Genomic DNA, 21,537 nt, shown 5'->3' with positions numbered 1-21,537 from the left:
GCTATCGGTCGCCTCCGCTCACGCCACGCGGGGGTGCGGCGTGCCGCGCCGTGCGGCGCCCAGGAGACCCCGTACGGACGTGGCCGCGCCGAGGGCGAGGATGCCCGCCGCGACCGACATGCCGAGCACCGCGTTGAGCGGCAGCGCGATCCCGATACCGCCGCCGACCACCCACGCCATCTGGAGCAGGGTCTCGGACCGGGCGAAGGCGGAGGTGCGGACCTCCTCGGGGACGTCCCGCTGAATCATCGCGTCCAGCGACAGCTTGGAGAGGGCCTGGGTGAACCCGGCGACCGCGCCGAGCGCGGCGACCGCCGCGGTGGAGAAGAAGACCGCTGCGAGGACCGCCGTGCCCAGGGCGAGCCCCAGCACCGTCGCGATGATCACCTCGGGCCCGCGCGCCCGGAGCCACGCGCCCACCGCCGTACCGCAGGCGTTGCCGACCCCCGCCGACACGCCGACGATGGCGAGCGAGACCGCCGCGCTCTGGCCGGCCATCGGGTGCTCGCGCAGCAGGAACGCCAGGAAGAAGATCAGGAAGCCGGAGAGGGCCCGGTGGGCGGCGTTGGCCTGGAGGCCGTGGAGCACCGACCCGCCGACGGACCGCAGCCCGGGCGGCCGCTCCTTGGCCGGTTTCTCCCCGTTGTTCTTCCTGGTGCGCTGCTGTTTCCGGTCGGCGGGACGCCGTACGGGCTCCGGGCGGTGCGGGAGGTGCGGGTGGTCCTCCGGGTCGATCAGGCGGGCCCGGCGCTCGCCCTTCGCGGAGTCGACCTTGGGCGGCATCGTGAAGGCCAGGAAGGTGCCCACGATGAAGATCGCGCAGGCGCCGTAGAGCGGCCACGCGGAGCCGATGGTCTGGAGGCCGGCCCCGATCGGGGCCGCCACCCCCGTGGCCAGCAGCCCCGCCAGGGTGACCCGTGAGTTGGCTTTGACCAGGGAGAACTTCGGTGGCAGCAGCCGGGGCACGACCGCGCTGCGCACCACCCCGTACGCCTTCGAGGAGACCAGCACCCCCAGCGCCGCCGGGTACAACTCAAGCCCGCCGGTGGCCACCGCCCCCGACATGGTGATCGCCAGCAGGGCGCGGGCCAGCATCGCGCCCGCCATCGCGGCCCGGCGGCCGTGCGGCAGCCGGTCCAGCAGCGGGCCGATCACCGGGGCGAGCAGGGTGAAGGGGGCCATGGTGATGGCGAGGTAGAGCGCGACGCGCCCGCGCGCCTCGTCGGTCGGGACGGAGAAGAAGACCGTGGAGGCGAGGGCGACGGTGATCATGACGTCACCGGCGCCGTTCACCGCGTGCAGCTCGATGAGTTTGCCGAGGCCGGATTCCCCGGCTCCGTGGGCGTGCGTCGCCTTGCGGATACCGCGCGCCGCACCCGTGAACGGGGTGCGCAGGGCACGACCTGTCGCCCGTCCCGCCCTGCGGAGCGGGCCGGGACCGTCGTGCGACCTGGCGGCTGTCACCTCGTCATAGTGCCCCACCCCGGCCGGTATGAACGGTGATCGGCTGCGGACGCGCGCGTGACGCCCTGTCGGACCAGTGGCCGGCCCGTGGATGGCCACTGGCGCGGCAGCACTGCCGGACGGCTGCGCGCAAGCCCTTCGGGGTGGGTGTGGCCGGATATCGGAGAGACGGATACGGCACGTTTGGGACGGGCAGGTGGGCGCGGAGCGGCGGAGAGGGTAGCGTGCGTAACGCGCCACCGGCGGTTGTTCTTGGCCGCGCGCCTCTCCGCGATCCCGCAGAATGGGTGGCAGAAGGCGCGCCCGAGGCAGGCACAACGGGTGTGGACGTCGACGCGGTCCCCAGGTCCGCTCCGCCCGCAACTGTCTGGCCGAAAACGGCAATCGTGCAGCAGCTGGCGCACTCGTGAGACTGGCGTATGGAGAGAAGCGAAGACCTGTGAGTGCTGCGACGACGCGAAGCCGTACGGCCCGTACCCCCGTTCCCGACCGCCTGTGCGCCGAGGCGGTCGACCTCGCGCGCGCGGCGGCGGAGGAAGCCGCCGCGCCCGGCGTGGTCGGTGAGCATGCCGGTGTGGTCTCCGAGGGGGACCGCGTCGTCACGCACTACTTCGAGTCCAAGGAGCCCGGCTACCGGGGCTGGCGCTGGGCCGTGACCGTGGCGCGGGCCTCCCGCGCGAAGAACGTCACCCTGGACGAAACGGTGCTGCTGCCGGGGGCCGACGCGCTCCTGGCGCCGGAGTGGGTGCCGTGGAGCGAGCGGCTCCGCCCGGGAGACCTGGGCCCCGGCGACCTGCTGCCGACGGAGGCGGAGGACCCGCGCCTGGAGCCCGGCTGGACGGGCGAGGACGAGCCGCCGCCGAACTCGGTCGTCTCCGAGGAGCTGGCCGAGCTCGTCGACGCGGAGGACGCGGAGCTGACGGACCGGCCGGTGGCGATCAGCCGCGGCTCCATCGCCGCGGTCGCCGACGAGCTGGGTACGCGGCGGGCGCGGGTGCTGTCGCGGTACGGGCTGTACGAGGCGGCCGACCGCTGGGACGAGGCGTTCGGCCCGAAGACGCCGATGGCGCAGGCGGCGCCGGCGACGTGCGTGAGCTGTGCGTTCCTGATCCCGATGGCGGGGTCGCTGAAGCAGGCGTTCGGGGTGTGCGCGAACGAGATCAGCCCGGCGGACGGGCATGTGGTGTCGCTGGCGTACGGGTGTGGGGGGCACTCGGAGGCGGCGGTGATGCCGGCGCCAGTGCGGCCGGCGGATCATGCGCTGGACACGATGCGGGTGGACGAGTACGCGCTCCGCCCCGAGCGCGGCGGCGGCTCGGTCCCACCCGAGCCCGACGGCGCGTCGGAGGACCTGGGCCACTCGTAGGGGCGGTGGCCCCTTTCAGCCCGTGGGGCGGTGACCCCTTCCAGCCCGTGGGCGGTGTTTTTTCGCCCGTCGGGGGGTGAGCCCTTCCAGCTCGTGGGGCGGTGACCCCCTTTTAGCCCGTCCGGCGTTTGAGGACGGAACCGTCGATGGGGTGTCGGGTGCCGCTGCGGGGGTGCTGGGCCCCAGGGCCCTGTTCCTGTGCCGCCCACCGGGCAAGGGTTCCGTCCTCAAACGCCGGACGGGCTGGTTTGGCTGGGGTGCCGTCCTCGAACGCCGGGCGGGCCGGGGTTGGCAGGGTTCCGTCCTCAAGCGCCGGGCGGGCTGGGAGTGCGGCCCGGCGGGCTGGAAGCACGCATTGTGGGGCGGGTTCTCGCGCACGGTACCTTCGGGCGCACACTGGGCGGCAGGTACGGGCCCAGGCCACCACCCACGGCGGACGGAGTCGACAGCGTGAGCATGAATGCGACCGAGGGGGCCGATCCGTTCGGGACGGCACGGCTGCGGCGCGGCGTGCTCGACGCCTGGGGCGCCGGCCCCGCCCGGTTCCGGGAGGACGCCAACGCCGAGGAGGACCTCGCCCTCGGCGGCTACCGCGACCGCCTCGTCGTCGAGCTGGCCCAGAACGCCGCCGACGCCGCCGCCCGCGCGAACGTGCCCGGCCGGCTCCGCCTCACCCTGCACCCCGCCACCCCCGGTGACCCCGACGGACGCTGCGTCCTCGCCGCCGCCAACACCGGCGCCCCCCTGGACGCCACCGGCGTCGAGTCCCTCTCCACCCTCCGCGCCTCCGCCAAGCGCGAGGGCCACGAGTCCGCCGTGGGCCGGTTCGGCGTCGGGTTCGCCGCCGTCCTCGCGGTCAGCGACGAGCCCGCCGTGCTCGGCCGCCACGGAGGAGTCCGCTGGTCCCTGGCCGAGGCCCGCGAGATGGCCCGGAACGCGGCCGTCGGCTCTCCCGGCCTCGGCGACGAGCTGCGCCGCCGCGACGGCCACGTACCCCTCCTGCGTCTCCCGCTGCCCGCCGAGGGCTCCGCACCCGACGGGTACGACACCGTCGTCGTGCTGCCGCTGCGCGACGGCACCGCCGAGGACCTGGCCGCCCGCCTGCTGGCCGCCGTGGACGACGCGCTGCTGCTCACCCTGCCCGGCCTGGCCGAGGTCGTCATCGAGACCCCGGACGGGGCACGGACCCTGAGCCGCTCGGCCGAAGGCCCGTACACGCACATCGACGACTCCGCGCAGGGCCTCAACCGCTGGCGCACCGTCTTCCACCACGGACCGGTCGAGCCGGCCCTCCTCGCCGACCGCCCGGTCGAGGAGCGGCTGCGCCCCCACTGGTCGGTGACCTGGGCGGTCCCGGTCGACGAGTCCGGCGCCCCGCTCGCGCCCCGTACGTCCCCGGTCGTCCACGCCCCGACCCCCACCGACGAGCCCCTCGGCATCCCCGCCCTCCTCATCGCCTCCCTCCCTCTGGACACCGCCCGCAGGCACCCCGCGCCCGGGCCGCTCACGGACTTCCTGGTGGAGCGGGCGGCCGACGCGTACGCGGAGCTGCTGGGCGCCTGGCAGCCCGTGTCGACCGGCACCATCGACCTGGTCCCCGGACCGCTCGGCAAGGGCGGCCTCGACGGGGCCCTGCGCGGCGCGATCCTGGCCCGGCTGCCCCGGGTCGCGTTCCTGGAGCCCGCGGCGCCCCGCGACCCTGAGGCCGAGGACCCTTGGGAGGACTGGGACCGGGACCGTACGCAGGAGGCCACCACCGCCCTCCGACCCGTCGAGGCCGAGGTCGTCGAGGGTGTCGGTGCCGAGACCGTACGGGTCCTCGCCGAGGTGCTGCCCTGCCTCCTGCCCGCAGGCCTGGAGCGCCGCCCCGAGCTCCGCACGCTCGGCGTCGCCCGCGTCCCCCTGACCGAGGCGATCGACCGCCTCGCCGGCCTGGAGCGCGCCCCCGCCTGGTGGCACCGGCTCTACGACAGCCTCGCCGGCATCGACCCCGACCGCCTCACCGGCCTCCCCGTCCCGCTCGCCGGTGCCCCGGAGGACGAGCAGGCGGGCCGCCCGCCGCGCACCACCATCGGCCCCCGCCAGGTGCTGTTGCCCCTCCCGGACGCCCTCACCGGCCCCGTACTCGCCCGCCTGGCCCGCCTCGGCCTCAAGGTCGCCCACCCGGACGCCGCCCACCCCCTCCTGGAGAAGCTCGGCGCCCTGCCCGCCACCCCGCGTGCCGTGCTGACGACCCCTCAAGTGCGGGCGGCGGTCGCCGGATCGCTGGACGCGGGGGAGATCTGGGACGAGGACGCGCTCGACGCCGACGAGCTGGCCGAGACCGTGCTCACCCTCGTACGCGACGCCGAACTCTCCCCCGGCGACGAGCCCTGGCTCGGCGCCCTGGCCCTCCCGGACGAGGAGGGTGAGCCCGCCCCCGCCGGTGAACTCGTCCTCCCCGGCAGCCCGTTCGCCCAGGTCATGCGGGAGGGGGAGCTGGCTCTCGTGGACGAGGAGCTGGCCGGCCGCTGGGGTGAGGCGCCGCTCACCGCCTGCGGGGTGCTCGCCACCTTCGCCCTCGTCCGGGCCACCGACGTCGTCCTCGACCCGGACGAACTGGAGCCCCGCGACAGCGACTTCGCCGAACCCGACGACGCCGGGCTGCTGGACGCCGTCGACGTGTGGTGCGAGGACCTCCTCGACCAGTTGCCGGAGACCCCGGTGCCGCCGGTCGCCACCGAGATCGTCGCCGTACGGGATCTGGACCTGGTGGACGACGACGCCTGGCCGCAGGCGCTCGCGATGCTGGCGCAGCCGCCGCTGCGGGACGCGCTGACGCAGCCGGTGCGGGTGCTGCTGCCGGACGGGACGACGCAGTCCGTGCGCCCCTACACCGCGTGGTGGCTGCGCGACCACCCCGTCCTGGACGGCCGCCGCCCCGCCGGGCTGCGCTCGGCCGGCGGGGACCCGGTCCTGGCCGGGCTGTACGACGCGGTGGACGCCACCGGCTTCGACGACGCCCAGGTGCTGCGGGCCCTCGGGGTGCGCACCTCGGTCGCCGCCCTCCTCGACGAGCCGGGCGGCGCGGCCGAGCTGCTGGGCCGGCTCGCCGACGAGGACCGGCCCGTCACCCCCGTACAGCTGCACGCGCTCTACACGGCGCTCGCCGAACTCGACCCGGACCAGGTGACGTTGCCGGACGAGCTGCGGGCGGTGGTGGACGGGGAGGTGGCCGTGGTCGACGCGGCGGACGCCGTGATCGCGGACGCCCCGGACGTGCTGCCGCTGACGGAGGGGCTGCCGCTGCTCCCCGTGGCCCCGGCCCGGGCCGCCGAGCTGGCCGAGCTGCTCCAGGTGCGGCGGCTCGGCGAGAGCGTCGAGGCGGGCGTGACGAGTGAGGGCGAGGAGCACCGCGTACCGGAGTCCGTCCGCGTCCTGCTCGGCCCCGCCACCCCGGAGACGTACATCGAGCACCCCGAACTCCGCGCGGGCGGCGTCGAGCTGGACTGGCGCCGCGCCCGGGACGGGGTCGTCCACGCGTCCACCCTGGAGGGCGTCGCCGCCGGGCTGGCCTGGGCGGCGGGCCAGTGGCCCCGCCGCTTCGAGGTCGCGGCCCTGCTGGAGGATCCGTCGCGTACGGAGGAGCTGGCGCGGGACCGCTGGTTCGACTGAGGGCCGCCGACAAGGAACGTGCTCCATGGAATCTTCATGATTGTGTACAACCCTTCACGTGAGGTACGGGTCTGTTCTGTCGAGTGAACAACTGACAGACCGGTCGGGCTCGTTGAGCGCCGCAGGCCGGTCCCGTACTTCTCGGGGAACACATGCGCATACGCACCACCGCCGCGACGGCCACCGTCGTCGGCGCCCTGGCCCTGTCCGTCCTGGCCGCCCCCTCCGCGCAGGCGGACGGCCGCCACGGCGACATCGCCATCACGAAGGTGACGGTCAACGGCGGCAAGAACGTCGTCATCGGCACCTCCGCCGTGAAGAAGTTCTCCGTCACCGTCCAGGCCAAGGACAACTCGGGCATCGAGAGCGCCGACATCGTGCTCAAGGGCCCTTCGTTCGGCATCCTGGACACGAGCGACATCAAGTGCTCGGGCAGCACCTGCACGGCGAAGTTCACCGTCGACCCGAAGGTCGACCTCTACTACAGCAACGGTGTCGCCGGTAACTGGTACGTCGACGCGTGGGTGGACGCCAACGACGGCGACTTCGTCTGGACGGAGAAGGCCAAGTCCTTCAAGCTCCAGCGCGCCTCCCGCCTCTCGGTCAACGCGGCCCCCGAGCCCGTGAAGAAGGGCAAGACCATCACGGTCACCGGCAAGCTGGAGCGGGCCAACTGGGAGACGTTCAAGTACCACGGCTACGGCAGCCAGTCCGTGAAGCTGCAGTTCCTGAAGAAGGGCGCCAAGAGCTGGGCGACGGTCAAGACCGTCAAGGGCAGCTCCACCGGCACCCTGAAGACCACCGTCAAGGCCTCGGCCGACGGCTACTGGCGCTACAGCTTCGCCGGTACGGCGAGCACCCCGGCCGTCTCGTCCACCGGTGACTTCGTCGACGTGAAGTAGTACGCGAGCAGACACGAGGAAGCCCCCGGGAGGTCATCGACCTCCCGGGGGCTTCTCCGTGCTGCCCCTACGTGCCGAAGCGCCGGCCCACCAACCGCCAGCTGAACTCCAGCAGCGCGGCCGCCGCCACCGCGATGCCGACCGCCGTCCACGGCATCGTCGTCCCGACCAGCTTCAGGGCGAAGAAGTCCTGGAGCCACGGCACCACGAGCACGATGAGGAAGCCGAGCCCCATCGCCGCCACCAGGGCGATCCGCCACCAGGTGTACGGGCGGGCGATGATCGCCAGGACCCACATCGAGGTCAGGAACAGCGTCAGCGTCGCCGCGCTCGTCTCCGCCTCCAGGGCGCCCGGCCCGGCGTAGTGGTGGCGGGCCACCAGGTACGTGGTGAAGGTGGCCGTCGCCGCGATGACGCCCGAGGGGATCGCGTACCGCATGACCCGGCGTACGAAGTGGGGCTGGGCGCGCTCCTTGTTCGGCGCGAGGGCCAGGAAGAACGCGGGGACGCCGATGGTCAGCGTGGACAGCAGCGTCAGGTGCCTCGGCAGGAACGGGTACTCCACCTGCGTGCAGACCACCAGGATCGCCAGCAGCACCGAGTAGACCGTCTTGGTGAGGAAGAGGGTCGCGACGCGGGTGATGTTGCCGATCACCCGGCGGCCCTCGGCGACGACCGACGGCAGCGTCGCGAAGCTGTTGTTCAGCAGCACGATCTGCGCCACGGCCCGGGTCGCCTCGGAGCCGGAGCCCATCGAGACCCCGATGTCGGAGTCCTTGAGGGCCAGCACGTCGTTGACGCCGTCGCCCGTCATCGCGACCGTGTGGCCGCGCGACTGGAGGGCGGCGACCATGTCCCGCTTCTGCTGCGGGGTGACCCGGCCGAAGACCGCGTTCTGCTCCATGGCCGTGGCCATCTCGTCCGGGTCGGTGGGCATCTTGCGGGCGTCGAGGGTGTTCTCGGCGCCCGCGAGGCCCAGCTTTCCGGCGACCGCGCCGACGGAGACCGCGTTGTCGCCGGAGATGACCTTGGTGGCCACGTTCTGCTGGGCGAAGTACTTGAGGGTCTCCGCCGCGTCCGGCCGCAGCCGCTGCTCCAGGACGACGAGGGCGGTCGGCACGTCGCCCTCGGCCGCGTCCGGTGCGTCCAGGTCGCCGCTCGGCACCCGGGCCAGCAGCAGCACGCGCAGCCCCTGCTCGTTGAGGTGGTCGATCTCGGTGAGGGTCGGGTCACCGTCGGGGAGCAGGACGTCGGGGGCGCCGAGCAGCCAGGCGGAGGAGGTGCCGTCGGTCTCGGTGAACGCGGCGCCGCTGTACTTGCGGGCGGAGGAGAACGGCATCGCGTCGGTGACGGTCCAGGCGGCTTCCTGGCTTGCCGGGTAAGCGTCGATGATGGCCTGGAGGCTGGCGTTGGGGCGGGGGTCGGAGGAGCCGAGGGAGCGCAGCACCTGGTGGACGTACGCCTCGTCGCTCCCGTTCAGCGGCCGGACCTCCGTGATGTCCATACCGCCCTCGGTGAGGGTGCCGGTCTTGTCCAGGCAGACCACGTCGACCCGGGCGAGCCCCTCGATGGCGGGCAGCTCCTGCACCAGGCACTGCTTGCGGCCCAGGCGTACGACGCCGATGGCGAAGGCGACGGAGGTGAGGAGCACCAGGCCCTCGGGGATCATGGGGACGATGCCGCCGACGGTCCGGGCGACGGAGTCCTTGAAGTTGTTGTCCTTCACGACGAGCTGGCTGATGATCAGCCCGATCGCCGTCGGGACCATCATCCAGGTGACGTACTTCAGGATCGTGCTGATGCCGCTGCGCAGCTCCGAGTGGACGAGCGTGAAGCGCGACGCCTCCTCGGCGAGCTGGGCGGCGTACGCCTCGCGCCCCACCTTGGTCGCGGTGAACGCCCCGCCGCCCGCGACGACGAAGCTGCCGGACATCACCGGGTCGCCGGGCCGCTTGAGGACCGGGTCGGCCTCACCGGTCAGCAGCGACTCGTCGACCTCCAGGCTGTCGGCCTCGGCGACCGTGCCGTCCACGACCACCTTGTCGCCGGGGCCCAGCTCCACCACGTCCCCGAGGACGATCTCGTGGGTGGAGATCTCGGCGGCCTTCCCGTCGCGGCGCACGGTCGGCTTCGCCTCGCCGATCACCGCGAGGCTGTCCAGGGTCTTCTTGGCCCGCCACTCCTGGATGATGCCGATGCCGGTGTTGGCGACGATCACGAAGCCGAAGAGGCTGTCCTGGATCGGCGCGACGAACAGCATGATCACCCAGAGCACGCCGATGATCAGGTTGAACCGGGTGAAGACGTTGGCGCGGACGATCTCGGCGAGCGAGCGCGATGAGCGTACGGGTACGTCGTTGACCTCGCCCCGCGCCACCCGCTCGGCGACCTCGGCCGTGGTGAGGCCGGTGGCGCGGTGGCCGGATGGCGGTAGCTCGACCGGGTGCACGGGGTCGAGCTCCGCCCCCGCGTCGATCATGCCCGGCCGGGAGGGGCCGGGGGTCTGCTCCCCGGAGGAATCGAGTGCCCGCTGCGTCATGGGTTAGACGGTACGGGCGTGAGGTGCGGATCACCCGCCGGGGGGCCGAAGATCCGACCAGGGGAGGAGCAAGTCGGTCCCGTGGTCGTACGGGGGCGGCGAGGCGCCGTACGGAGGAGGTAGCTCTCAGGTCAGGTTCGAGGCGGCTCCCCGGTCAGGCCCGAGGCGGCTCTCCGGTCAGGCTCGGCGGTCTTCAGGATCGGCGGTCTTCAGGATCGGCGGTCGGCGCCGAAGGTGCTGTCCGCCGCCTCGGCCCCGGCGGCGTCCTTGGCCGCCGCCTGGGCCGCGTGCCGCTTGAGGGCGGCGTCGCGCCCGCGGACGTACCAGATGCCGATCAGCCCGAGTCCCGCTCCGGCCAGCGGCGTCCACACCCACCAGGTGTGCCCGCGGTCGGCGAACCAGCCGTAGAAGGGGAGCTGGGCGAGGAAGAGGACGAACCAGAGGATCGTGCCGCCGACGACGGTGGAGACGACGGGGCCCTCCAGGGGCTCGGGCGCCTCGTGCTTCGGTGTCCACTTCTCCATGAGTTCAGTGTATGGGGCTCGCGGATCGACGGGCCGGGGGTGGGCTGGGGGCGGGCCGGGGGCTGGACGGCCCAGGAGCCACGCGGGTCTACGCGCGGAGATAGCGATCTTCGCCTTATGTATTCATACTGAATCTGCTTTGGGCTGGCTCGATTTGTTCGTCTGAACATCCAATTTCGATCACCTTTCGCCCTCTTCCTCCACCTCCCTACGTACGACTGAGGTCACCCATGCCCCCCTCGGCCACCGCTCCGGTCGACCCCCCGCAGCCCTCGGCTCCACAGCCCACGGGCGGCGTGGACCGGTTCTTCAAGATCTCCGAGCGGGGGTCGACCGTCGGGCGCGAACTGCGCGGCGGGTTCGCCACGTTCTTCGCGATGGCGTACATCATCGTGCTCAACCCGATCATCCTGGGCAGCGCGAAGGACATGTACGGCAACCAGCTCGACAACGGTCAACTGGTCACCGCCACCGTGCTCTCCGCCGCCTTCTCCACGCTCCTGATGGGCGTCATCGGCAACGTGCCGATCGCGCTCGCGGCCGGTCTGGGCGTCAACACCGTCGTCGCCCTCCAGCTCGCCCCCCGGATGAGCTGGCCGGACGCGATGGGCATGGTCGTCCTCGCGGGCATCGTGGTCATGCTGCTGGTCGCGACCGGGCTGCGGGAACGCGTGATGAACGCCGTACCGCGCTCGCTCCGCAAGGGCATCGCGATCGGCATCGGCCTCTTCATCCTGCTGATCGGCCTGGTCGACTCCGGCTTCGTCTCGCGCATCCCGGACGCGGCCATGACCACCGTGCCGCTCCAGCTCGGCGGCGACGGCCACCTCACCGGCTGGCCGATCCTGGTCTTCGTCCTCGGCGCGCTGCTCACGCTGGCGCTGATCGTGCGCAAGGTGCCCGGCGCGATCCTGATCTCGATCATCGCCATGACGGTGGTCGCCCTGGTCATCGACGCGGTGGCCGGCCTGCCCGAGGGTGCCTGGGGCCTGACGACGCCGTCGTGGCCGGGCAACCCGGTCTCCGCGCCGGACTTCGGGCTGCTGGGTGAGGTCAGCCTCTTCGGCGGCTTCGGGAAGGTCGGTCTGCTGACCGGCATCCTCTTCGTCTTCACCGTGCTGCTGTCCTGCTTCTTCGACGCGATGGGCACCATCCTGGGCGTCGGCGACGAGGCGAAGCTGATGGACGAGAACGGCAACTTCCCCGGCATCAACAAGGTGCTGTTCGTGGACGGCATCGCGGTCGCGGCCGGCGGTGCGAGCTCCTCCTCCGCCACCACCTGCTTCGTGGAGTCCACCGCGGGCGTCGGAGAGGGCGCCCGCACCGGACTGGCGAGCGTCGTGACCGGTCTGCTCTTCTCGGTGGCGCTGTTCCTCACACCGCTGGCGACCATGGTCCCGTCGCAGGCGGCCACGCCCGCCCTGCTGGCGGTCGGCTTCCTGATCATCGCGGGGTCCGTACGGGACATCGACTGGAGCGACTACACGCTCGCGGTCCCGGCGTTCCTGGCGATGGTGATGATGCCGTTCACGTACTCGATCACCAACGGCATCGGCATCGGCTTCGTCGCCTTCTCCGTGCTGCGGCTGGCGGCGGGCCGGGGCCGTGAGGTCCCGATCGCGATGTACGTGGTGTCGGCGGTCTTCGTCTTCTACTACGCGATGCCGGCGCTCGGCCTCACGTGACCGGCGGCTCATGTGACCGTCTGCCTCATGTGACCGTCTGCCTCACGTGACCGGCGGCCTCACGTGACCGTCTGCCTCATGTGATCGTCTGCTCCTCCCCGTAGAACTTCTCCGTCTCGTCGACGGCCGCCTTGAAGCGTTCGTCGAAGTCGTCGCGAATGAGCGTCCGGACCACATAGTCCTGGACGCTCATTCCGCGTTTGGCGGCATGGTCTCGGAGCCGGTCGAGCAGCTCACCGTCTATCCGCAGGCTGAGCACTGTCGATCCCATACCGAGCAGGGTCGCCGCCCGGGGGCGCTTTTCGCGTCACTTTCCGCTTCGGTCTCACTCGTTCGGGTGATCGGTTTCTCGCGCGTGTATCATTGGGTGGTATTTAGTTTGGGTAATGAGTTACGCTAACAAACATGCCTGACCTGATCCACGACGGCGACAGTGCCGCCGCCGTGAGCTCCCTCCGCTCAGCCGTGATGCTGCTGGGCCGGCGCCTGAAGCACCAGCGCGTCGACGAATCGCTGAGCCCGACCGAGATGTCGGTGCTCGGCACCCTTGCCCGCTGCGGTTCGGCCACCCCCGGTGAGCTGGCCCGCAAGGAGCACGTGCAGCCTCCGTCGATGACCCGCATCGTCGCGCTGCTGGAAGCGAAGGGACTCGTCAGGCTCGAACCGCACCCCGATGACCGTCGGCAGAAGATGGTCAGCCAGACCGAGCAGGCCGAGGCCATGCTCGCGGAGAGCCGCACCAAGCGGAACGCCTGGCTGGCCCAGCTCGCCGAGGGCCTGGACGAGGACGAGTGGGAGACGCTGCGGGCCGCCGCGCCCGTGCTGGAGAAGCTCGCCCACCTGTGACCCCGCGGGCGCGACGGCGGTGACGCCGTCCCCGTACCGGATGAGAAAGCCGGTACGGGGAAGACGATCACCGTCGGAGCGCCCGTCGTCACGTCCTCGTCGGACCGCACGCCGCAGACGCCTGAGGAGATGAACCCTTTTGAGTACGGGATCCGGAGCAGACTCCGCCCCCGCACCGACTTCCACCCACGAGAGCACGACCGGCGGGACCTTCTCGTCGCTGAAGATCCGTAACTACCGCCTGTTCGCCACGGGCGCCGTGATCTCCAACACCGGTACCTGGATGTCCCGCATCACGCAGGACTGGCTCGTCCTGAGCCTGACGGGTTCCGCGACCGCCGTAGGTATCACCACGGCCCTCCAGTTCCTCCCCATGCTGCTCTTCGGCCTGTACGGCGGCGTCATCGCCGACCGCCTCCCGAAGCGGCAGATCCTGCTCGTCAGCCAGGCCATGCTCGGCCTGTGCGGTATCGCGCTGGCCGTCCTGACCCTCTCCGGCGTCGTCGAGGTCTGGCACGTCTATCTGGTCGCCTTCCTCCTCGGCATGGTGACCGTCGTCGACAACCCGGCCCGCCAGTCGTTCGTCTCCGAGATGGTCGGCCCCGCGCAGCTCCGCAACGCGGTCAGCCTGAACTCGGCGAACTTCCAGTCCGCCCGGCTCATCGGCCCCGCCGTCGCGGGTGTCCTGATCACCACCGTCGGCAGCGGCTGGGCGTTCCTGCTCAACGGCCTCTCCTTCCTGGCCCCGCTCATCGGCCTGCTGATGATGCGGACCAGCGAGCTGCACGCCTCGGTACGGGTCCGCCGCGCCAAGGGCCAGTTGCGCGAAGGGCTCACGTACGTCCGTGGCCGCCCCGAGCTGATCTGGCCGATCGTCCTGGTCGGCTTCGTCGGCACGTTCGGCTTCAACTTCCCGATCTGGCTGACCGCCTACGCCGACGAGATCTTCGACGGCGGCGCGGGCATGTACTCCTTCTTCAACATCCTGATGGCCGCCGGTTCGCTGGCCGGCGCGCTGCTCTCGGCCCGCCGCCGCTCCACGCGGCTGCGGATGCTGGTGGCGGCGGGCACGGCGTTCGGGCTGCTGGAGATCGCCGCCTCGCTCTCCCCGAACGTCTGGCTCTTCTCGATCCTGTTGGTCCCGATCGGGATGCTCGGCCTGACGACGAACATCACCGCGAACACGAGCGTCCAGATGGCCGCCGACCCCGAGATGCGGGGCCGGGTGATGAGCCTGTACATGATGGTCTTCGCCGGGGGTACGCCGGTGGGCGCCCCGATCGTCGGCTGGATCAGTGACACGTACGGCGCGCGTATCGGCTTCGCGTCCGGCGGCGCGATCTCGGTCATCGCCGCCCTGGCCGTCGGCTTCGCCCTCGCCCGCGTCGGCGGCCTGCGCCTGAAGGTCGACCTCCGCCCGGGCCGGCCGCACGTCCGCTTCGTACCGCGCGAGCAGTTGGCGACGGCTGCGTAGAAGGCAGAGGCACGCGAGAGGCGCCCTCCCCCGGTCCGCTCCGGGGGAGGGCGCCTCTCGCGTGTCCGGGTCAGTCGCGGGGGAAGGCGTCGGTCTTCAGGACCAGGTCCATGGAGGTATCGGTGAGATCGACGTCGAGGCCGAAGTCGACGACGAGCTTCTTGTGGTAGCCGCCGTCCTTCGGCTCCGAGTGGAGGAGGCAGCGGCCCACGTACGGGTCGACGATGAGGAGGAGAGGGACCCCGGCGGCCTGTCGGGGTCTGCGACGGTCATCGTGCCGCTCCATCCCGCTGCCGCACGGGCGTGCGGGCAGCCGCGTAGGACAACGATAGGCCGGGTCGTTCGGACACGCCCGGACCTGGTTACGCCGCCCCGGGCCCGGGAGGTGGTACGGGCCTGGGCGCGGGGGCGGTAGGAGGTGCGGTTAGGCTCGAAGGGTGGATCCCCAGACCAGAAACCGCATCATGGCGGCCGTGCTCGTGCTCATGTTCCTCGTCGTCGCCGTGGCGGCCGCCTTCGGCGGCTGAGGCGGGCGGCGTGCCCGGTGCGGTGGGCGTGTCCGGTGTGGTGCGCGGCGGTGCCCCCTCGCCACGCTGGGCCAGCATCACCGCCCCGACGACCCCCGCCGCGCCCAGGAGCTGGAGCGGCCCCAGGGTCTGCCCCATGAAGAAGTAGCCCAGGACCGTGGCGCACAGGGGCGAGGCGAACGACAGGAACGAGGCGGCGAGGGCCGGCAGCCGCGCTATGCCGTTGAACCACACGACGTAGGCGAGCAGCGCCCCGATGATGCCCAGGTAGGCGAAGCCGCCGACGTTGGTCCAGGTCAGGCGTTCCGGGAGCGGTTCGCCGAGCAGGGTGACCGGGAGCAGGACCAGGCCGCCGACGGTGAGCTGCCAGCCGGTGAAGGCCAGCAGCGATACCCCTTCGGGGCGTCCCCAGCGCTTGGTCAGCACGATGCCCGACGCCATGCTTGCGGCCCCCAGGAGCCCCGCCAGCACGCCGACGCCGTCCAGGCCGGCCTGCGGCTGGAGGACCAGCAGCGCGACCCCCGCGGCGGCGAGAGCGCAGGCGCCGATGTGCGGGAGGCGGATGCGGGCGCCGAGCAGGACGGCCCCGAGGAGCAGCACGATCATCGGCTGCACGGTCATCACGAGGGCCGCCACCCCGCCCGGCAGGTGGTAGGCGGCGAGGAAGAGGAAGTAGAAGAAGGCGCCGATGTTGAGGACGCCGAGCACGGTCGCCCGCACCCACCAGATGCCCCGGGGCAGGACACGGGTCAGCAGGAGCAGGATCAGCCCGGCGGGCAGGGCGCGCAGGGTGGAGGCGAGCAGGGGCCGGTCGGGCGGCAGGAACTCGGTGGTGACCAGGTAGGTGGAGCCCCAGACGGCGGGGGCGAGGGCGGTGAGGAGGGAGATCCTGACCAGGCGGTGGTCGGTCACGGCGGGGGCTCCTGGGGCGCTGGATGGAGAATCATTCGACGTCGAACTATCTCCCGTGGAACGGAAAAGTAGGGCAGGGAGTAGGCTTACGTCAAACAGTTCGACGTGGAAGTATCCGGTGCGGGTGAGGCCGGGCGATGAACAAGGTGGGGCGCACATGCGCGACTCGGTCGACGACTTCCTGGACCAGTGGGCCGCCCTGCGGTCCGATCTGGATCTGGAGGCCATGGGTGCGGTGGGCAGGCTCCTGCGGCTGACCCGGCTCGTGGACAAGGAGGTCAGCCGCTACTTCGCCGAACACGACATGGAGCGCTGGGAGTTCGACGTCCTCGCCACGCTCCGCCGCAGCGACCGCCCGCTCACCCCCAAGGAGCTCGCCGCGAACGTCATGGTCAGCTCCGCCGCGCTGACCAACCGGATCGACCGGCTGGCCGCCCGCGGCCTGGTGGCCCGGGAAGCCGTGCCCGGCGACCGGCGCAGCCTGCACGTCACGCTCACCGAGGCCGGCCGGACGCTCGTCGACGGCACCGTGGAGGGCCATGTGCGCAACGAGCGCAGGATGCTCGCCGAGCTGGACGCGGCGGACTGCGAGGAGCTGAACCGGCTGCTGCGCACGCTGGTGATCACACTGGAGGGCGGCTGCTGACGGCACGGCCGGCGGCCCGGGCCTCGGCCACTCGGTCGACGCGTGCTTGCCTGGAGTGGACTCGAAGGAGTTGGCTGGGGCGTCATGAAGTACACACAGCTCGGACGCACCGGACTCAAGGTCAGCCGACTCGTGCTCGGGACGATGAACTTCGGACCGCAGACCAACGAGTCGGACAGCCACGCGATCATGGACGCCGCGCTCGCCGCGGGCCTGAACTTCTTCGACACCGCCAATGTCTACGGCTGGGGTGAGAACAAGGGGCGCACCGAGGAGATCCTCGGCACCTGGTTCGCCCAGGGCGGCGGCCGACGCGACAAGGTGGTCCTCGCCACCAAGATGTACGGGAACATGGCGCCCGACGGCGACGCCTGGCCCAACCACGACAAGCTCTCCGCCGTCAACATCCGCCGGGCGGTCGACGCCTCGCTCAAGCGGCTCCAGACGGACCACATCGACGTCTACCAGTTCCACCACGTCGACCGGGACACCCCGTTCGAGGAGATCTGGCAGGCGATCGACGTCCTCGTCCAGCAGGGCAAGATCCTCTACGCGGGCTCCTCGAACTTCCCCGGCTACAAGATCGCCCAGGCCAACGAGCAGGCGGCCCGGCGCGGTTCGCTCGGCCTGGTCAGCGAGCAGTGCATCTACAACCTCGCCGAGCGCCGCGCCGAGATGGAGGTCATCCCGGCCGCGCAGGAGTACGGCCTCGGCGTCATCCCCTGGTCCCCGCTGCACGGCGGCCTGCTGGGCGGTGTCATCAAGAAGGAGGCCAAGGACGGCCGCCGCGCCTCGGGCCGCTCGGCCGACGCCCTGGCCAACAGCACGGTCCGCGCCCAGGTCCAGGCGTACGAGGACCTGCTGGAGAAGCACGGCCTGGAGCCCGGCGAGGCGGCCCTGGCCTGGCTGCTGACCCGCCCCGGCGTCACGGGCCCGATCGTGGGCCCGCGCACCGCCGAGCAGTTGGACAGCGCCCTGCGTGCGCTGGAGCTGGAGCTCCCGGAGGCCGTACTCACCGGCCTGGACGAGATCTTCCCCGGCCCGGGCCCCTCGCCGGAGGCCTTCGCCTGGTGACGCGCCCGGTGATTCGCCCGGTGACGCGCCCGGTGATTCGCCCGTGACGCGCCTGGTGATGCGCCTCGCGACGTGAGCCGATCGGCCGCTGCCCCGTGTGGGGTGGCGGCCGATCGCGCTGTCCACAGGCTGTGGGCGGCTACTGCGCGAACCGGTCCAGCGCCGCCAGCACCGCCCGCCGGGTCGCGGGCCCGCCCAGGTGCCCCGCGTCGTCGATGACGGTCAACTCGGCCTCCGGCCAGGCCCGGTCGAGCTCCCAGGCGGTGATCAGCGGACCGCCGAGGTCGAAGCGGCCGTGAATGAGGACGGCGGGGATGCCGGCCAGGCGGTGGGCCTCGTCGATGAGCTGGTTCTCCCGCAGCCAGGCGCCGTGGGAGAAGTAGTGGGAGCAGATCCGGACGAGCGCCTGCTGGGCACGGCCCGGACGGCTGCTGTACGGGGCCGGGCCCGGGTTCGCCTCCAGGGAGAGGACCGCGTCCTCCCAGGCGCACCAGGCGGCGGTGGCCCGCTCCCGCACGTCCGGGTCCGGGCTCTCCATCCGGCGGGCGTAGGCGGCGACCACCTGGCCGGGGTCCGTGGCTTCGGGAACCGCCTCACGGAAGGCGTGCCAGGCCTCGGGGAAGATCTGGCCCGCGCCCCGGTAGAGCCAGTCGATCTCGCTGCGCCGGGTCGTGGTGACCGCGGCGATGACGGCCTCCGTGACCCGCTCCGGATGCGCCTGCGCGTACGCGAGGATCAGCGTGGAGCCCCAGGAACCCCCGTACAGCAGCCAGTCGGTGATGCCCAGGTGCTCCCGCAGGCGTTCCATGTCGGCGACCAGGTGGTGGGTCGTGTTGTGCCGCAGGTCCGTGGCCGGGTCGCTCGCGTGCGGGGTCGAGCGTCCGCACCCGCGCTGGTCGAAGAGGACGACGCGATACCGCTCCGGGTCGAAGCACTGCCGGGCGCGCGGCGTACACCCGGACCCGGGGCCGCCGTGGACCACGAGGGCCGGCTTGCCGTCCGGGTTGCCGCACACCTCCCAGTACACGAGGTTGCCGTCACCGACGTCCAGCAGGCCACTCTCGTACGGCTCGATCGGCGGGTACAGGTCGTCGGGTTCCCGGCGCATTGCCCATGCCTCCTTCCGGTGAACGGGCCACCCTACGGCAGCGGCGTACCCTTGCCGCCGTGAACGCGACTCCCCGGGTCCTCGCCGTACTGGACGACATCCTCGCCTCAGCCGCCACCGACGAACGCGGGGCGTTGTGGCATCTCGCCGAGCAGGGGCGGGAGTTGGACGCGAATCTGGTGCGGCTGCCGGGTGGGGCGGAGGTCGGGGAGCATCGGGAGGACGTGCTCGATGTGCTCCTGGTCGTGCTGGAGGGCGGGGGGCGTGTCCGTAGGGGGGACGGGGACGGGGGCGGGGATCTTGAGCTGAGGCCCTTCACCGTCGTCTGGCTGCCCCGGACCTCCCGCCGCGCCCTGGTCGCGGGGGCGGGCGGGCTCACGTATCTCACCGTCCACCGCCGACGGCCCGGGCTCGCCATCAAGGTGCCGGGTGGGGAGGCCGCGTCCGAGGGCGGCGAAGGGCCCTGCATGCTGGACCGGGTCTGTCCGGAGTGCGGGCGGCTGTCCGAGGACCCCGCGCCGGTCTTCTGCAGCCGGTGCGGGGAGCGGTTTCCGTAGCCGTTTCCGTAGCCGTTTCCGTAGCGGCTTCCGGAGCGTTTTCCGGAGCGGTGAGGACCCGTACGCCCACCGGCCTCAGTACCCCTCGCACTCCGTCAGGTCCGGCCGGCCCGGTGGGGTCCTGTTGTCCATCAGGGCCGACAGGTTCTTCTCGTACAGCTCCTCCCAGACCTTCCCGGCCAGGATCTTCCGCAGCGCCGAGCACACCTCGCGCTTCAGGCCCGTGGAGCCGGGGCGCATCGCCACGCCGTAGCCCTCCGCGCCCTGGATGTTCTCCAGGCGCCGCACCTTGCCCGGGTTCGCCTTCTCGTAGCCCGCGAGGATGATGTCGTCCGAGGCCACCGCGTAGACGTCCGACGTCACGTCCAGGAGCTGGTCCAGGCAGTCCTGGTACGTGTTGGGCTGGGACTCCGTCATCGTGAAGCCCCGTTTCGGCAGCTCCGTCTCGTACGTCGAATCCCTCGCCGTACACACCTCGACGCCCAGGCGGCGCAGGTCGCTGGAGTCCTCGATCGTGTACTTGCTCGACTTCTGGCGGACCAGGAAGCTCCGGCTCGCCTCGTAGTACGGGCCCGCGAAGTCGACGCTGTCGCCGCCGGGGGACGCGCTCTTGCGTTCGGGCGTGATGCTGTACGAGGCGATGACGAGGTCCACGCCCTTCGTCCGGAGGGCGGTGCTCCGGTAGTCGGTCGGGACCGTGGTGAAGGCGACCTCGTCGCGGTCGTACCCCAGGTGCCCGGCGATCGCGTAGGCCAGGTCGATGTCGTAACCGGCGTACGTCTTCGTCTTCCTGTCGTACTTGCTCAGGCCCGGCTGGTCGTCCTTGACGCCTATCTTGAGGAGCGGGTTCGCGGCCTTCCACCTCTCCGCGCCGGTGCTGCCGCCGCCCTGGCCGCCCGAACCGCCCGAACCGGCCGTGGTGCTTCCGCTCGTGCCCGTCCTGTCGTCGCCGACGCCCTGCGCGACCAGCCAGCCCGCCGTGCCCAGCAGGGCCACGCACACCACCGCCGTCGCCGCCTTCAGCCAGGGGCGGTGGCGGCGGCGCGCCTGGTGTCCGTCCGCCGGGTGAGGCGCCGGCGTCGGCGGGCCGAGAGGCTCGGGTGCGGGGTCGGGTGCGGGTTCCGAGACCGCCGTCGGTGCGTGCGTCGCCGCGCCCGCCGCCGTGGTGTTCCGGGCGAGCGGGGCGCCCAACACCTCCCGCAGCATCGCCTCCGCCGTCGCCGCGTCCAGGCGCTCGGCCGGGTCCGGGAAGAGGAGGCCCTGGATCACCGGGGCGAGCGGTCCGGCGTACCGGAGGGCCGGATCGGGGGTCTGCCGGATGTTCTCCTGGACCTCCCACACCTCGCCGCCGGCGAAGGGGACCTCGCCCTCGACCATCTCGTACAGGGTGACGCCCAGTGCCCACAGGTCGGAGGCGGGGGTGGGGCCGGGGGAGCCGGGGGTGAAGAGTTCGGGGGCCAGGTAGGCGGGCGTGCCGATGACGCTGCCGGACCGGGTCACCTGCGCGGCGCCCTCGAACGTGGCGATCCCGAAGTCGACCAGGATCGCCAGCCCGTCGTCCCGCACCAGCACATTGCCCGGCTTCACATCGCGGTGGACGACCGACGCCGCGTGCACCGCCCGCAGGCCCTGGAGGATCTGGAGGCCGATGTCCGCGGCCCTGGGGACGGCGAGCACCCGCTCGGCCCGCAACAGGTCGGCCAGGGAACGGGCTTCGAGCAGCTTCATCACGATCCAGACCTGGTTGTCGGTCTCGACCTGGTCGTGGACGGTCACCACGTTCGGGTGCTCGATCTTGGCGATCGCCTCGGCCTCCCGGCGGGCCCGCTGCATCGCGGCGGCCTGGGTGGAGGCGGTCATCGCGTTCCGGTCGAGCAGACCTTTTACGGCGACGAAGCGGCGGAGCCGCCGGTCGTGGGCCCGCCACACCTCGCCCATGCCGCCGCTGCCGATCGGTTCCAGCAGCTCGTAGCGGCCCTCGATCACCACCTGCGGGCGACCCTGTGCGGGGCCGCGCGGCGGGGTGCGGGGCCATTCCTGCGCGGTTCCGGCGTCCGCGCGCTGGAGGCCGTCGCCCGCCCAGCGGTCCTCGGGGACACCGAGGCCGTCACCCGCCCCGCGATCCTCGGGAACGCCACGGCCGCCGGCCGTCCCGCGGTCCTCGGGAATGCCACGGCCGTCGGCCGCCCCGTCGCCCCCGGCACCCGCCCCGGCACTCGCCCCGGACCTGTCTTCGCCTTGCATGCGACCCCCTGTGCA

The 21,537-nt window shown here is 72.1% G+C and carries 17 protein-coding genes; 9 read left to right on the top strand and 8 right to left on the bottom strand.

The features are described from left to right. Nucleotides 1-18: 18 nt before the first annotated feature. Nucleotides 19-1,464, bottom strand: coding sequence for an MFS transporter (locus ACFWRT_RS33700; protein WP_380954216.1), 1,446 nt, complete (start codon nt 1,462-1,464; stop codon nt 19-21). Nucleotides 1,465-1,903: 439 nt separating this feature from the next. Between ACFWRT_RS33700 and ACFWRT_RS33695 the strand changes: the two genes are divergently transcribed. The 3 genes from ACFWRT_RS33695 (at nt 1,904) to ACFWRT_RS33685 (ending at nt 7,386) form a co-directional block, all read left to right on the top strand. Next, a complete protein-coding gene (locus tag ACFWRT_RS33695; protein WP_380954217.1) occupies nt 1,904-2,830 on the top strand; it encodes a DUF3027 domain-containing protein in 927 nt (308 codons plus the stop codon). Between the two features lie 456 nt (nt 2,831-3,286). Then, nucleotides 3,287-6,484, top strand: coding sequence for a sacsin N-terminal ATP-binding-like domain-containing protein (locus tag ACFWRT_RS33690; protein ID WP_380954282.1), 3,198 nt, complete (start codon nt 3,287-3,289; stop codon nt 6,482-6,484). A gap of 152 nt (nt 6,485-6,636) precedes the next feature. Further along, nucleotides 6,637-7,386 carry a calcium-binding protein gene (locus ACFWRT_RS33685; protein WP_380954219.1) on the top strand — a complete coding sequence of 250 codons (750 nt, stop codon included), beginning with the start codon at nt 6,637-6,639 and terminating at the stop codon, nt 7,384-7,386. Between the two features lie 67 nt (nt 7,387-7,453). Here ACFWRT_RS33685 and ACFWRT_RS33680 read toward each other — a convergent pair whose 3' ends face one another. Together ACFWRT_RS33680 and ACFWRT_RS33675 are read right to left on the bottom strand one after the other, a co-directional pair. Next, nucleotides 7,454-9,925, bottom strand: a complete 2,472-nt coding sequence (locus tag ACFWRT_RS33680) for an HAD-IC family P-type ATPase (protein WP_380954221.1) — start codon at nt 9,923-9,925, stop codon at nt 7,454-7,456. A 209-nt stretch (nt 9,926-10,134) separates the two neighbouring features. Next, the gene (locus ACFWRT_RS33675; RefSeq protein ID WP_380954223.1) at nt 10,135-10,449 is read right to left on the bottom strand and encodes a DUF2530 domain-containing protein; all 315 of its coding nucleotides are present in this window, start codon (nt 10,447-10,449) and stop codon (nt 10,135-10,137) included. A 230-nt stretch (nt 10,450-10,679) separates the two neighbouring features. Here ACFWRT_RS33675 and ACFWRT_RS33670 point away from each other — a divergent pair, with 230 nt between their 5' ends. Further along, complete coding sequence (locus tag ACFWRT_RS33670) at nt 10,680-12,134, top strand: NCS2 family permease (RefSeq protein ID WP_380954224.1); 1,455 nt, start codon at nt 10,680-10,682, stop codon at nt 12,132-12,134. Between the two features lie 76 nt (nt 12,135-12,210). Here the strand turns inward: ACFWRT_RS33670 and ACFWRT_RS33665 are convergent, their stop codons facing one another. Continuing rightward, nucleotides 12,211-12,405: a ribbon-helix-helix protein, CopG family gene (locus ACFWRT_RS33665; protein ID WP_380954225.1), complete on the bottom strand. Its 195-nt coding sequence runs from the start codon at nt 12,403-12,405 to the stop codon at nt 12,211-12,213. 134 nt (nt 12,406-12,539) lie between these two features. On the opposite strand from ACFWRT_RS33665, the gene ACFWRT_RS33660 reads away from it, so the two are divergent. Beyond that, a complete protein-coding gene (locus ACFWRT_RS33660; RefSeq protein ID WP_030566996.1) occupies nt 12,540-12,980 on the top strand; it encodes a MarR family winged helix-turn-helix transcriptional regulator in 441 nt (146 codons plus the stop codon). A 139-nt stretch (nt 12,981-13,119) separates the two neighbouring features. Beyond that, the gene (locus tag ACFWRT_RS33655) at nt 13,120-14,454 is read left to right on the top strand and encodes an MFS transporter (RefSeq protein WP_365091575.1); all 1,335 of its coding nucleotides are present in this window, start codon (nt 13,120-13,122) and stop codon (nt 14,452-14,454) included. A 70-nt stretch (nt 14,455-14,524) separates the two neighbouring features. On the opposite strand, the gene ACFWRT_RS33650 is transcribed toward ACFWRT_RS33655, so the two are convergent. After that, nucleotides 14,525-14,740, bottom strand: a complete 216-nt coding sequence (locus ACFWRT_RS33650) for a hypothetical protein (protein ID WP_380954226.1) — start codon at nt 14,738-14,740, stop codon at nt 14,525-14,527. Between the two features lie 76 nt (nt 14,741-14,816). Continuing rightward, nucleotides 14,817-15,893 (bottom strand): EamA family transporter, encoded by a 1,077-nt coding sequence (locus ACFWRT_RS33645; protein ID WP_380954227.1) that lies wholly within the window; start codon nt 15,891-15,893, stop codon nt 14,817-14,819. Between the two features lie 157 nt (nt 15,894-16,050). Here ACFWRT_RS33645 and ACFWRT_RS33640 point away from each other — a divergent pair, with 157 nt between their 5' ends. Together ACFWRT_RS33640 and ACFWRT_RS33635 are read left to right on the top strand one after the other, a co-directional pair. Beyond that, nucleotides 16,051-16,539 carry a MarR family winged helix-turn-helix transcriptional regulator gene (locus tag ACFWRT_RS33640; protein ID WP_380954228.1) on the top strand — a complete coding sequence of 163 codons (489 nt, stop codon included), beginning with the start codon at nt 16,051-16,053 and terminating at the stop codon, nt 16,537-16,539. 84 nt (nt 16,540-16,623) lie between these two features. Continuing rightward, the gene (locus ACFWRT_RS33635) at nt 16,624-17,613 is read left to right on the top strand and encodes an aldo/keto reductase (protein WP_380954230.1); all 990 of its coding nucleotides are present in this window, start codon (nt 16,624-16,626) and stop codon (nt 17,611-17,613) included. A 139-nt stretch (nt 17,614-17,752) separates the two neighbouring features. Here ACFWRT_RS33635 and pip read toward each other — a convergent pair whose 3' ends face one another. Next, a complete protein-coding gene (gene pip, locus ACFWRT_RS33630) occupies nt 17,753-18,721 on the bottom strand; it encodes a prolyl aminopeptidase (protein WP_380954231.1) in 969 nt (322 codons plus the stop codon). Between the two features lie 59 nt (nt 18,722-18,780). Between pip and ACFWRT_RS33625 the strand changes: the two genes are divergently transcribed. Next, on the top strand, nt 18,781-19,278 hold the full coding sequence (locus ACFWRT_RS33625; protein WP_380954232.1) for a hypothetical protein: 498 nt from the start codon (nt 18,781-18,783) through the stop codon (nt 19,276-19,278). A 75-nt stretch (nt 19,279-19,353) separates the two neighbouring features. Here the strand turns inward: ACFWRT_RS33625 and ACFWRT_RS33620 are convergent, their stop codons facing one another. Beyond that, entirely contained in the window at nt 19,354-21,522 is a 2,169-nt protein-coding gene (locus ACFWRT_RS33620) for a serine/threonine-protein kinase (protein ID WP_380954234.1), read from the bottom strand. Nucleotides 21,523-21,537: the final 15 nt, after the last annotated feature.

Source organism: Streptomyces cyaneofuscatus, assembly GCF_042718795.1.
GTDB lineage: Bacteria > Actinomycetota > Actinomycetes > Streptomycetales > Streptomycetaceae > Streptomyces > Streptomyces cyaneofuscatus_A.
Note: the sequence above shows the minus strand (reverse complement) of the source record. Positions and strands in the feature narration are given on the sequence as shown.